Source organism: Nocardia alba NBRC 108234, from assembly GCF_001612665.1.
In the GTDB taxonomy this organism is placed as follows: Bacteria; Actinomycetota; Actinomycetes; order Mycobacteriales; family Mycobacteriaceae; genus Nocardia; species Nocardia alba.
Genome location: NZ_BDAX01000030.1, coordinates 13,626 through 26,483 on the forward strand (window position 1 = coordinate 13,626; position 12,858 = coordinate 26,483).

Below are 12,858 nucleotides of genomic sequence, written 5' to 3' on the forward strand. Positions count from 1 at the left end.
CTGTGCCGACATCGCCGTTTCCGCTACAGCTACCGGCGCAGACGTCGACCACGGCCGCCCCGACTTGGACGCAAACGGCCGAATAACGTTGTTGGGCAACGTCGAAAGGCCGCAACTCTCACAACGACGCAGGGTTTCCCTGTCGTCCTGCCACCGCACCCCACAACCATGACCGAGGCAACATGACCAGGTAAGTCGTATCCTCGCGTTTGGATCGATCGGGCAGTGCCTCCGGGCACTTCTTGATCAGTGGCACCGGTCCCGTGGAATTCGTCGAGATCGCTCTGCGGGGGTCGACCGAATTCACATAAAGCATGCCGACACCCCACCTCGCCGCGCAGATTCGGGCCCGGCGAGTACCTATACGGAAGCCGTGCGACTAGGCCGGTACCGGCGATTGCGATAGAGCGAGCGCGGCGACGAGACCGAACCCGCAGATTGCAACGATTGATATGCCCTCGAAATAGGACACGATCTCTGACGGCGGACCCGAGTTGATCGATCTGTTGGCCGGCAGCCAATGGGGCATCGCCTTTACACTCGCTCCGCATCGAACTATGAGCCTGCCCGCAGACACGTTTCTGGATATGACAGTGGGTAGAAACGGCGCGCTACACCGGGCACCCTCGGCACCTCAATTCGGGGGTGTTCGAACGTGACGCTGAACGCATATTTTTCAAGTCGATCTGAGATCCATGCACATACTGATGAGGAGCGTCGCGTGACGGAATCGTTGAAAAGTCCATTGCCGCCAGATTCGGCCATCCCAGAAACAACGAACCGAAGGAAACTTCGACGGGTCGCTGCGGCAAGTTCCATAGGCACGACCATCGAATTCTACGACTTCTTCGTGTACGGCATCGCGGCGGCCTTGGTGTTTCCGGCGGTCTTCTTTCCTGGCACAGACCCCGCCACCGGCACGATCGCGTCGTTTGCAATCTTTGCCGTTGCCTTTTTCGCCCGCCCGGTGGGCGCCGCACTTTTCGGCCATTTTGGCGACAGAATCGGCCGCAAACGCACGCTGGTATGGACGCTTTTGATCATGGGCCTCGCCACCGTAGCTATCGGCCTACTGCCCGGCTATAGCTCCGGCGTGTTCGGGTTCTTCACTGGCGGAATCGGCATTTGGGCGCCGGCCTTGTTGGTGAGTATGCGGTTTCTGCAGGGCTTCGCCGTCGGTGGCGAATGGGCCGGAGCCACCCTGCTGACCGCTGAGTACGCACCGCAGGGACAGCGAGGGCGGTATGCCGTGTTCCCACAACTTGGACCGGCTTTCGCATTCTTCCTGGCCAGCGGCACTTTTCTCGCTGTCGCGCTCACCGTGGGCGACCGAAGTGCCGCGTTCCTCGAGTACGGCTGGCGGATTCCTTTCATTCTGTCATTCGCGCTTGTCGGCGTAGGACTTTGGGTGCGTCTGACGGTCGAGGAGACACCAGTTTTCACAGCACAGCTAGAACTCGACGGGAAATCGGATAGGATTTCCAAAGGCATACCGTTTTTCGATGTGATCCGGGACCAATGGAGAGAAGTCCTGCTCGCAGCCGGGGCGCTCGCAAGTCTGTTCTCGCTGTTCTACATGGGCACCTCCTTCCTGACCAGCTATGGATCATCAATGAACTTGGGTCGCCCATTCATCTTGGGCATGGGAATGGTCGCCGCCGTCGTATTCGGAGTATCCACAGCTGTCTCGGCGGTATGGTCCGATCGCATCGGCCGACGCAGACTCATACTCGTGTCCTGCGGACTGGCGGTTCCGTGGTCGCTGGCATTGTTTCCGCTGCTCGACACAGGTTCACGCTCGGCCTTCGCAGTGGGCCTCCTGGGAACATTGATTATCTTCGGCGTCGCCTACGGCCCCGCAGGGGCGCTGCTGCCGGAACTCTTCCACGCACGCCACCGGTATACCGGCGCTGGGCTCGCCTACAACTTGGCCGGAATTCTCGGAGGTGCCATCCCGCCGATCTTGGCAGCGAAACTCATCGTCAGCGGCCCCACGATCTTCGTGGGTGTGATGCTGTCGGCGCTGTCGGCAGTCAGCGTGCTGTGCACGATGGCTATGTCGGAGACAAAGGACCGCGAAATCCAACCCTGACAAAAGGTCGCGAGGGGCGGCCAGGCTGGGCGCAGGAGGCGCCCACGCCCGACCACACCCTTGCGTTGTACGCCAAGCCGAGGATCATTGTGCGATGACGGCAGCTTGACGACGCCGTCCACGTCCAAATCGCGCACCAGTCGGCTGGACAGCACAATGCTACCGAAGGTCCGTTTCTACCCAGATAGCAGTCATCTTCGGCCGCCCGCATCTTCTCTGGGCAATCGTCCGGCCCCGCAAGGGATGCATTCACTGATGAAAATCATTTTTGACCAGCACTCAGGAGTCGCCGATGCTGCCCAAGCGCGAACCGTTGACAGGCCCGCCGCCCCCTCCGAAGCCACATACCTTCTATCGAACCGACGCAATAACCCTGACCAGCGTGATCGCAGCGCTCACCAGCCCCAATTCACCGAAGCAGGTCAGCGGGAACCGGCAATTTCACCATGTTGCTCGGCCTCAGTCGTCGCAATAGTCCACCGACGAACGATGTCCCCGTAAGCTCCGAACCCGCCACCAGTGTTCCTGTCAGCAAAGCTGTTGAGTGGCAGTCCATCGGCAAGAATCCGATGTCCGTCGACCTCGACCGCCTCATACGCCCACACCGCCCTATATACAACCAGTTGCATATAGGGCCTGGGTGTGGCGTCGAGCACCGTGTTGATCCGAGTCGCGCCGCCGCGACCGCCCAGTCGCACTCTCGGGTCGACGGTCGACACCCTTCCTGTCCGGAGTCGTTGGATCTACTCGTCACATCCCTTGAGCTCACAGCAAATACTGTCGGGCAGCGACGAGACCCGTTGTAGTGCAGTATGTTTCGCCACAGCGGGGCGATAACTCCGGGCGGTCCAGCAAAGTTCGCACATGACTTGTCGGGTTGCTGAGCGTCGAGCGCGCGCAGGGCGCGTGCTGCTCGGCCAGATCGTCGACGCCGTCAGTGGCCGGTCGGCGGGCAAGCGATAAACATTTCACCGACTACACGCCGTGACCGTGGTCAACGAACACCGGCCGATGATGTCAGTACCCCGGCCTATGATCCCGATAACAACTCAGCCGGTTGCACCGGTGCCAGTCGACAACTCCCCACCCCGACGCCCGAACAACAAGGACACATCCGACGTGGCGATCATGGACAATACCTTCAACAACGACGAGTCCCGGTTCAGCCGACTCCTCACCACCATCGCGCACCTGATGCTCTACGCGCTCGCAGCAGTCATGGCAGCGCGTGTCGCCACCTACTTCGACTACACCGGCACCATCGTCGAGCTCACCCTCCTCATCGGCAACATCGTCCTGATCATCGGCCTGATACACAACGACTTCCAGCGACTGTGCGTGCAATGCATGCGCGAAGTACCCGCCGACGCCGGTCCGCGCGCCCAACGCCAACAACGACTGCTGTGGCTACGACACTGGGCCAGCACTCCCCCTCGCATACTGATAGTCCTGGCGATCATCAGCGTGCCGGTATTCCTCGTCCACTCCGTCGGGCTCCCGCGGGTGGTGTCGCTGCCGGCCGACGCGCTCTGGGCGGCCTTCATGTACTCGATCTGGTTGCACCACAGGCTGCGTCCATGGTGCCCGTACTGCCGCGACTGGGACCAAGACGGTGCCCCCGAGCCCTCGCCCGATCCGGTGACGAAAGCGGCGTTGTGAGGAGGTCCTCCCGAAGATCGCGCTGAGCTGGCCGAGCACACCGCGGCGCTTTCAGCATCGTCATCGAGCTCCAGGAACCGGAACGACCACCTGGTCTGCGGCAACGACGCGCGGGCACGGCGCGCTCAGGGCGGCGGGCCTCGGGTGAGTCAGGCGGGTTGTTCACGTGGGGGCAGGATGGGTTCCTGGTCGGGCGATACGCCCTGTTCGATATTGCGCCCGCGCACGAGTTCGGCGTTCAATTGGGCACCGAGCAGGATCGCCATATTGGTCAGCCACAGCCACACCAGGAACACCACCGCACCAGCGAGGGAACCATAGATCTTGTTGTAAGAGCCGAAATTGGTGGCATAGAAAGCTAATCCGGCCGAGGCGAGCACCCAGAGCAGCACTGCCAGGACGCTGCCGGGGCTCAACCACCGGAATCCGGGCTGGCGGGCGTTGGGCGCAGCCCAATACAGCAACGCGACGGCGAGGCTGACCAAAATGGCCAGGACAGGCCATTTCGCAATGCCCCAGACCTGCACGGTCACCGAGCCCAGGCCGAGCCACGACCCGACGATCTCGGCCAGGCGACCGGAGACCAGGACACCGACCGCACATATCACCACGAGGACGACCAGCGCGGCGGTGAGCACGAGTTGCAGCGGCACGGTCTTCCAGATCGGTCGGCCTTCCTCGGTGTCATAGACGACGTTGGCCGCGCGCACGAACGCCCCGATATAGCCCGACGCGGTCCACAGTGCGGTCGCGATACCGACGATCGCCAGCGGACCCGCGGCGGCTCGGGAATTCTGGAGTTGTTCGAGCACTTGGATCGCGGCGGAGTTGGCGCCACCGTAGCCGAGTTCATCGATGGTGTCGATCAACGATCGAGTGGTGTCGGGGCCTGCGAGGCCGAGCAGGGCGGAGAGGACGATGACTCCCGGGAACAGCGAGATCACGCTGTAATAGGTCAGGGCCGCGGCCCAGTCGGTCAGGGTGTCGTCGAAGACCTCGCTGACAGTGCGGCGCAGGGCACCCCACCACGTACGTGACCGTAATGCCCACGGCCCGTTTATTTCTCGATGTTCCCTGGTTCCGCTAGTTTCGGCCTGCACGTGCTCGACCACCACGCCCACCTCCCGCTCGACCCAGTCAATACCCGCGCCCGCCCGGGCGAAACAAGGTCCGAAGTCGGTCCCGGTGTTCCCGGCGCCTTGACCGGAAGTAGCGGTTCGATCACTGCCCACAGCTGGTCGTCCACGATCCACGGCACTGCCACGGCGAAACATCCTGCACTACAACGGGACTCGTCGCTACCCGACAGAACCTGTCAGGAGCCTTACCCATCGCCCCGGTCAAGCGCAGCTGACGTTTCCAAAGGGCGTGACCTATCGGCCACGGCCGGGTTCATTGGTTGTAGAAGGCGCGGACGAGCAGCGAGCGCGCCGTGGCCGCCATCGTCAGCCGAGCGGACTCGGGGGTTGTGAGCAATAGAGAGGCGAACATGCCGATTCCCGCGAAGACCTCATCGAGGGTGATGTCCTCGCGGAGGTTGCCGAGTTGGGCGGGGTCGGCCAGTTTCGCGCGTAACAGGGCGATCACTTCCTGCCCGGGCGCGAACAGGCGGGTGTCGGAACTGTCAGTGGGATCGAGCGCGGCGATCAGTGCGGCCGAATCGGTGAGTTGCTCGAGGATCGCGCTGATCAGTTTCTCGGCGGTGGTTTCGGGTGCTCGGGCAAGTTGTCCGAGTTCGCTGATGTTGTCTTCGAAGACCGCGGCTACGACGCTGTCGCGGTTGGGGAAGTGGCGGTAGAGACTGCCCTTGCCGACGCCCGCGCGTTTGGCGATGAAGGCCAGGGGGGCTTCTGGGCCGTATTCGGCGAACATCTCGCGCGCGGCGGTGATCAGGGCCGCGCGGTTGGCTTCGGCGGCGGCGGGTCCGCGGTTGGCTCGGCGGGCGGGCTCGGTCACGCTGGCGACTCTATCGGTTTGCTGACGGGCGGGGATCAGGTGAGGGCTTGACGGGTGGGGTGGCCTGGTTCACACTTCCAACCAGCAACCGGACCCCAGGGTCCGGTCCGAGGTTGTGAGGGTCACGACCTGTGACGTTCCTGCGCTGATCAGTGCCGACTCGCATACTCGCGGGCCTTCGGAGTGGTGCTGCGCGTTGTCGGTAGTCGAGTGGAAGAAGGCGTGGATTCGTCATGAGCCGAATGAAGTTGGCCGCGTTGATTGTGACGCTGACGGTCATAGGTGGCGCACAGGTGGGTGTGGGGTCGGCGGAACCGGCCGCGAGTACACCTGCTCCGATGGGCTCGTCGTTCCTGTGGGGTGTCGCCTCGTCGGGGTTCCAGGTCGAGGGTTACCCGGTCGAGAGCAACTGGTCGCGGCATTCGTCCTCGGGCGCGACCCCCGACCCGTACGGCAATTCGGTCGATTTCTTCCACCGTTTCCGCGAGGACATCGCCCTGGCCCATGACCTGGGGGTCGGCGTGTATCGGATGAGCGTGGAGTGGTCACGAATTCAACCCCGGCCCGGCGAATGGGACGAGCAGGGACTTCGCTTCTACGACACCGTGATCGACACGATCCGCGCGGCCGGTATGCGCCCGATGATCACCATCGACCACTGGGTGTATCCCGGCTGGGCCGCCGACCGCGGCGGTTGGCGCAATCCTGGCATGGTCGCCGACTGGCTGACCAACGCACGATTGGTGGTGGACCGCTACGACCACATCGATCCACTGTGGGTGACCTTCAACGAACCCGCCTTCTACGGCATGCACGAGATGCAGATGGGCGCGCTGAATCCGCTCGAGTTGCCGACGATGAACGATCGGCTCGTGCAGTCCCACAACGCGATCTACGACTACATCCACACCCGCCGACCCGCCGCGATGGTGACCAGCAATGTCGCGTGGGCCTCGGCCGCGCAACCCGTCACCGATGTGCTGTTCGAGGACCGGGTCGCGAGCAAACTGGACTACATCGGGGTCAACTATTACTTCGGCACCTCGCTCAACGACCTCGAAGGTTCGTCTCCGACCTACGCCACGACGCCGTGGAAACTGGCGTTGACACCGGAGGGGATCTACTACGCCCTGAGGTACTTCGATCGCAGGTTCCCCGGCCGCCCCCTCTACGTTGTCGAAAATGGGATGCCCACCGAGAACGGGCAACCCCGCGCCGACGGCTGGGACCGCGCCGACAACCTGCGCGACACCGTCTACTGGCTCCAACGCGCCAAAGCCGACGGCATGAACGTGATCGGCTACAACTACTGGAGTTTGACCGACAACTACGAATGGGGCACCTACGCTTCACGGTTCGGTCTCTACACCGTCGACGTCGAGAACGATCCGGCCCTGACCCGCCGCCCGACCGACGCCGTCACCGCCTACCGCGACATCACCGCCCGCGGTGGTGTCCCCGACGCGTATCGACCCACTCGACCTCCGGTGTGGTGCTCGATGGTCGACCCGCCTTCGAGCTGCCTGGCCCCGGTCACCCTGCCCCGTTGATCGTCGCGTCCAGCGGCGTCTGTCCCGACCTCCGGAAGAAAAGATTTCACCATGTATTCCAGCAAGATCGGCCGCGCACTTCGAACCGGCACGACAGCGGCGGCCTGCGTCGCGGCCACGGTACTACCCTGCTCGACGAGCCAGGCCGAACCGGTCAGCGGCACACCACAAACGTATGTGGCTCTCGGTGATTCGTTCTCCGCCGGAGTAGGAATCTCGCCGTTGGCGCCGGTGTCGGGACTGCCGAGCGTGTGCGGTCGATCGTCGGTCAACTATCCACACCTGCTCGCCGAGCAGCTCGGCGTCGCGACGTTTCGAGATGTGACCTGCGGGAGCGCGACCAGCGCTGATCTGGCCGGTCGACAATCCGATCTCGTCGGTAGCCGCGAGCCCCAGTTCGATGCGCTGAGTCCGGACACGACGTTGGTGACCCTGGGGATCGGCGGCAACGACATCGGCCTGATCGAACTCGGCGCGGGCTGTGTCAACCCGCTGCCGGAGCCGGTCGGTTCCTCGTGCGCCGATCGCTTCACCGTCGACGGTCACGACCGGATCGGCGCCCGAATCGAAGCGTTCGCCCCAACGTACGGCCTCATCATCGACCAGATCCGCGCACGTTCCCCACAGGCACGCATCGTGATGGTCGGCTACCCGGTCGGAATCCGCCTCGACGGCTGCCCCGGGGTACAACCGACATGGGCAGCCGACGCGAACTATCTGCAATCCAAGATCGATCAGCTCAACACTGTCATGGCGGCACAGGCCGCAGTCAACAACGTTGACTTCGTCGGACTGGCCGCCTCCACCGCGGGCCATGATGCCTGCGCCGAGCCGGGACAGAACTGGATCACCGGCATCGTCCCCCAGTCGATCGAGTCACCGGTGCCGATGCATCCCAACGCCGCTGGACACCGCAACGCCGCCCAACAGTTACTCACCACATTGACGCGGTAATACCAACGCAGCCCGTCCACGACCGGAACCCACGGCTGCCGTTCGCTGCCGTGGGCTCGTGGGTATCCAGCGACCGATATTCGTTGTGCTCTGCCGGCTCACCACGGAGCGAGTAGCGGTCCCAGCCGGCCGCCGGGTCGCTAGTGGTTGTGCCCGGTGCCGGGCACGGGCTGGCGCAGCCACCGCTCGCCGGATGACACGTATCAACACCCAGGAGAATCCGTGATCCGCCTTCCATTCAACGACTGGTACTTCAGCCGCGACAGCGACCCCGGCACTGTCGCGGGCCCGATCGCCGGGCCGCATGACGCGATGTCCATGAGAAACGTGATCCCGACTGCCGCAACAGCTGGAACACCGGATACTTCCCGGGCGGGGTCTACCGGTATACGAAAACCTTTGCCGCCCCTCAGCATTGGCGCGAAAACCACGTCCTCCTCGAGCTCGAGGGCGCCCACCGGAACTGCCGAGTCTTCCTCAACGGGCACCTCGCGGGCTCACACCTCAACGGGTACAGCGAGTTTCGCGTCGAGGCTCTGCTGGAGCCGATAGACCGGTACCCCCGCATCGGCGAACCGAGTGAGTCCGGTGTGCCGGAGGTCGTGCCGGCGCAGGTGTTCGTAGCCGAGTTCGGCGACTATGGCCCGCAGTCACCATCGTGACCGGAAAGTGCCCGAGTGAGCCGCGCCTATCCGGGTGCGTCCGAATGGTTTTCGACCGGGCGGGGCCAGGGGATGTAGACGGGGATGTAGCGGGCCATCACCGCCGCGCCCAGCGCGGCCAGCGCGCCGACGGTGAACACCGCGACGCCGAGTACGGTCGCCGCCGCGAGTCCGCTGATCGCCAGTGGGCCGAGGAAGAAGCCGGCGTCGTGGGTGAGCCGCCAGGCCGCCAGGAACTCCGCGCGGGTGGCGGCGGGGGCGACATCGGCGCCGATGGTCATGATCACGCCGTTGCCGATGCCGTTACCGATCCCCATCACGATCGCGGCGATGCACAAGGTCAGTGCCGAGGAGGTGAATGGCACGGCCGTGTAGGACACGGCCAGGATCACCAGTGAGGGCACTGCGATGAACCGTCTGCCGTAGCGGTCCATCAGATGTCCGGCCGGGTAGGCGCAGATCACGTCCAGGCCCGCGCCGATGCCGAAGATCAGGCTCGCGGTGGCCGCGCTGACGCCGAGATGGTCTGCCCACAGTGGCAGTACGGCTTCCCTGGACGAGCGCGCCGCCCCCATCAGCAGTGATCCGGCGCCCAGCGTGAGTAGCAGCCGCTGGTGGGTGCGGGAGATGTCGAGCAGCGAAGGTGAGGGGAGCCCGGTGGTGGTGCCTCCGGAGCCCTGCGGGTCCGGCAGCCGGGCCATCAGCCAGCCCGCGATCGCGATGGCGATCAATTGGACCAGGAAACCGCCGCGGGTGCCGATTCCGATGATCGCGAGTGCTCCGAGGAACGGTCCGACGAAGAAGCCGAGCCGCATCGCGCCGCCGAACAGTGACATCGCCCGGGCCCGGCGTTCGAACGGCACCACCTCGGACAGGTAACTCATCCGGGCCAGTCCCCACACCGCGTTGGACAGGCCGACCACGACCATGCCAGCGCCCAGGACCGGCACCGACGGCGCGAGCAGGCACGCCAGCACGCCGAGCGCACCCGCTGTACTGGCGACGATGATCGACAACCGCTCGCCGAGCCGTGTCACCACTTGGCCGGCCGGGATGTCGCCGAGGACCTGTCCGAGCCCGACCAGGGCGACGGTCAGGCCGGCGATGGCGGGGGTCGCGCCGAGATCCAGTGCGGTCAGGGCCATCACCGGTGCCGCGGCGCCCATGCCGATACCGTAGGCGGTGGCGGGCACATACACGGTGAACAGCAGCGGCCGTAGTGAGCCGACCTCGACCGATACCACTGCGCACACCCTTCGCGGACCGGGAAGGCCCCATCGGCCCACCGTCGCGGTCACCCTAGCTATTCATGGGATGTTTTCGGTAGGACGGCGCTCGAGCTGATTTTTATCGGATGATGGAACCTCACCGGCCGATTACCTCCCGGCCACCGACCCGGTCGCACTCGTTTTCGCGAAGTCGGCTCGAGGCCCCGCGCTGGATAGCGATGTGATGTACCGGTCGAAGGTGCGTCGAGTTCTTCGGCGGCTGGTCAGAAGGTTGGCCAGGGTCCGCCCCGGACCGGTTTGGTGGCGGTGACGCGCTGCTCGTTGTCCCGGAAGCGGGGTTCGTAGTGGGTGAAGAACACCTTGGCGACCAGGTCGCGGCGGCTGCGGACGCCGGTCTTGTCGAAAATGCTCTTCAGGTGCTGTTGGACGGTGTGGGCCGAGACGGTCATATCGTCGGCGATCTGGGTTGTCGAGGCGCCCTGGAGCACCAGCCGGGTGACGTCGCGCTCGCGTTCGGTGAGGCCGTAGGCCGACATCAGCAGCGGGTAGATGCGGCTGGGGTGGGCGGGTTCGATGATCACCGCGACCCTGGTCCGCGCTGATGAGGTCAGGCGGGCGCCGTGCAGTACCACCCAGGTTCCCGACCTGGTCAGAGCCCGCGATACGAGGACCTCGTCGGGTCGGTCCTCGGCCACGTGGCGAAACGCGCGGGCGGCGAGGGTCACCACGGCGCTGGGCAGCTGCCCGCGATCCCAGTCGCCATCGGGCAGGTCGCAGAGCCAGTGACGCGCGCCGGCGCTGGCCGATTCGATCTCACAGGCCGAGTCGAGCACCAGCAGACCGGGTGAGTCCGCGTATTCGGGTTCGTCCGCCTGCCCGATCAGCAGGGCCCGGCGGACGCCGTCGGCCAGTGTCGGCGCCACGGTCGCCAGGAATTCCCGCTCGGTGGGGTCGAACATCGCGGCGCCGGGTTCGCGGTAGAGCGCGAGCGCGCCCCAGACTTCGCCGGTGCGAGTGCGTAGTCGCGCGATCAGTTCCTGGTCGCCGCCCATCGTCATATTGCGTTGCCAGCGTTCACTTTTCGAGGGGTCGGGGCCGACAGTGTCGTGCAAGGTCGACAGTCCGGTCGCCGACCGGACGACATCGACGATGCCGTTGCGCTCCTCGCCGTACTCAGCGGCCAACCATTGCGGCGGGAACTCGGCGAGACCGTGGTGGAAATGACTGGTCATCAGCAGCGACGCGGGATCGAGGGTGTACCAGCACGGCGTCAGGTAGTGGGGGACGGCGGTGATCAGTACCTCCGTCGTCTCCTGCCACAGCGACACCAGATCGTGCGGCTCCCGACACAGCCGACCGATCTTGTCGACGGCACGTTGCTTCGAATCCGTGCTCACAGATCAACGGTAGGCCGTGGGGGCGACCAGGGGAAATACCAGGTTTGTGGAATGTCGCGACGACCGGGAGATTCCTAGTCTCGAAGGATGACGACCACGAATGTGCGCCTCAGTCCGCCGCCGCCGGCCTTGATGCGCCTGATCAACCCTGTCGTGCGGCGCGTCCTGGCCACGCCCATGCTCGGTGGTCGTATTCGTCGGCAGGCGATCCTCGGATTCGCCGGCCGGCGCACCGGGCGCAGACTGCGGATCCCGGTCTGTTTGCACCACGTCGAAGGCGAGACGGTGGTCTTCACCGAGCGACCGTGGCGGCATAACCTGGAGGGCGGCGCTCCCGTCACCGTCACCTGTCGCGGGCAGATCCGCCACGGTCGCGCCGTGCTCGTCGACGCCACGCCCGCACGCGTCGGCGCCGCGATGCGGGCGGCGATGGACGACGGCGCGGGCCCGTTCGAACTCGGGCTGAAGGTCACGCGAGGCTACGACCCGACCGCCGACGATCTCGCCGCGATCGCGCGTTCGATCATTCGACTCGATCTAGAGGATTGAGGAAACACCATGCGTATCAATCGAATCCAGCACGACATCACTGTTCTCGCCGACGAGCTGGAGGTGCCGGGTATCGGTCACCTACCGGTGAACGCCTTTGTCCTGCACGCGGCCGAACCCGTCGTCGTCGACACCGGACTCAGCCTTCCCGACCGTGGGTTCATGGCGGCGCTGAGTTCGATCGTGGATCCCGCCGACGTGGAGTGGATATGGCTCACCCATCCCGATCGCGACCACACCGGGTCGCTGTTCGACCTGCTCGACGCGGCTCCCAACGCCCGGCTGATCACCACCTTCGCCGGTCTCGGCATCATGTCGTGTGCCCGACCGGTCCCGATCGATCGCGTGTATCTGCTGAATCCGGGGCAGACCCTCGATGTCGGCGACCGCTGCCTCACCGCGTTTCGTCCGCCGCTGTTCGACAACCCGAGCACGGTCGGGTTCTACGACGAACGCAGCGAAACCTGTTTCACCTCGGACTGTTTCGGCGCTCCGATGCCGAGCGCCGAACTCGCCACCGCCGACGACGTCGGCTACGCGCCACCGGCGGAGATTCGCGCGGCACAGCAGCTGTGGGCGGCGGTGGACAGCCCGTGGGTGCACGTCGTGGACGAGAACAAGTACCTCGCCACGGTCTCGGCCGTACGCGCCTTCGACCCGGGACAGATTCTCAGTACACACCTTCCACCCGCTCGGGAACGCGTGTCGCAGTACTGGGACATGCTCGCCGAGGCGCCGCATGCCGCGCCGTTCGCCAGTCCCGATCAGGCCGCTCTGGAACAGATGCTGGCGAGCTTCGAACCCTGATCG

Annotated in this window: 10 protein-coding genes; 6 read left to right on the forward strand and 4 right to left on the reverse strand. The window is 64.8% G+C overall.

Going from position 1 to position 12,858, the window contains the following annotated elements; all coding sequences use genetic code 11:
- Positions 1 to 721 precede the first annotated feature (721 nt).
- On the forward strand, positions 722 to 2,092 hold the full coding sequence (locus NA12_RS27500; protein WP_084473145.1) for an MFS transporter: 1,371 nt from the start codon (positions 722 to 724) through the stop codon (positions 2,090 to 2,092).
- A 1,119-nt stretch (positions 2,093 to 3,211) separates the two neighbouring features.
- Positions 3,212 to 3,751: a hypothetical protein gene (locus NA12_RS27505; RefSeq protein ID WP_084473146.1), complete on the forward strand. Its 540-nt coding sequence runs from the start codon at positions 3,212 to 3,214 to the stop codon at positions 3,749 to 3,751.
- Between the two features lie 149 nt (positions 3,752 to 3,900).
- Here the strand turns inward: NA12_RS27505 and NA12_RS27510 are convergent, their stop codons facing one another.
- Together NA12_RS27510 and NA12_RS27515 are read right to left on the reverse strand one after the other, a co-directional pair.
- A complete protein-coding gene (locus NA12_RS27510) occupies positions 3,901 to 4,863 on the reverse strand; it encodes a YihY/virulence factor BrkB family protein (RefSeq protein ID WP_067457963.1) in 963 nt (320 codons plus the stop codon).
- A 280-nt stretch (positions 4,864 to 5,143) separates the two neighbouring features.
- Positions 5,144 to 5,707, reverse strand: a complete 564-nt coding sequence (locus NA12_RS27515) for a TetR/AcrR family transcriptional regulator (RefSeq protein WP_067457657.1) — start codon at positions 5,705 to 5,707, stop codon at positions 5,144 to 5,146.
- 233 nt (positions 5,708 to 5,940) lie between these two features.
- Here NA12_RS27515 and NA12_RS27520 point away from each other — a divergent pair, with 233 nt between their 5' ends.
- Positions 5,941 to 7,257, forward strand: coding sequence for a glycoside hydrolase family 1 protein (locus NA12_RS27520; protein WP_084473148.1), 1,317 nt, complete (start codon positions 5,941 to 5,943; stop codon positions 7,255 to 7,257).
- Between the two features lie 51 nt (positions 7,258 to 7,308).
- A complete protein-coding gene (locus NA12_RS27525) occupies positions 7,309 to 8,211 on the forward strand; it encodes an SGNH/GDSL hydrolase family protein (protein ID WP_067457663.1) in 903 nt (300 codons plus the stop codon).
- Positions 8,212 to 8,899: 688 nt separating this feature from the next.
- Here the strand turns inward: NA12_RS27525 and NA12_RS27530 are convergent.
- Together NA12_RS27530 and NA12_RS27535 are read right to left on the reverse strand one after the other, a co-directional pair.
- The gene (locus NA12_RS27530) at positions 8,900 to 10,117 is read right to left on the reverse strand and encodes an MFS transporter (protein ID WP_341540351.1); all 1,218 of its coding nucleotides are present in this window, start codon (positions 10,115 to 10,117) and stop codon (positions 8,900 to 8,902) included.
- A 248-nt stretch (positions 10,118 to 10,365) separates the two neighbouring features.
- Positions 10,366 to 11,499 carry a helix-turn-helix transcriptional regulator gene (locus NA12_RS27535; protein WP_067457669.1) on the reverse strand — a complete coding sequence of 378 codons (1,134 nt, stop codon included), beginning with the start codon at positions 11,497 to 11,499 and terminating at the stop codon, positions 10,366 to 10,368.
- Between the two features lie 87 nt (positions 11,500 to 11,586).
- On the opposite strand from NA12_RS27535, the gene NA12_RS27540 reads away from it, so the two are divergent.
- Both NA12_RS27540 and NA12_RS27545 read left to right on the forward strand, forming a co-directional pair.
- A complete protein-coding gene (locus tag NA12_RS27540) occupies positions 11,587 to 12,048 on the forward strand; it encodes a grhN (protein ID WP_243655159.1) in 462 nt (153 codons plus the stop codon).
- Between the two features lie 9 nt (positions 12,049 to 12,057).
- Positions 12,058 to 12,855: an MBL fold metallo-hydrolase gene (locus NA12_RS27545; RefSeq protein ID WP_067457672.1), complete on the forward strand. Its 798-nt coding sequence runs from the start codon at positions 12,058 to 12,060 to the stop codon at positions 12,853 to 12,855.
- Positions 12,856 to 12,858: the final 3 nt, after the last annotated feature.

Excerpts from the sequence above, each read along its gene's own strand:
- NA12_RS27545 (WP_067457672.1), top strand. The coding sequence starts at position 12,058 with ATGCGTATCAATCGAATCCAGCACGACATCACTGTTCTCGCCGACGAG.
- NA12_RS27540 (WP_243655159.1), top strand. The coding sequence starts at position 11,587 with ATGACGACCACGAATGTGCGCCTCAGTCCGCCGCCGCCGGCCTTGATG.
- NA12_RS27520 (WP_084473148.1), top strand. The coding sequence starts at position 5,941 with ATGAGCCGAATGAAGTTGGCCGCGTTGATTGTGACGCTGACGGTCATA.
- NA12_RS27525 (WP_067457663.1), top strand. The coding sequence starts at position 7,309 with ATGTATTCCAGCAAGATCGGCCGCGCACTTCGAACCGGCACGACAGCG.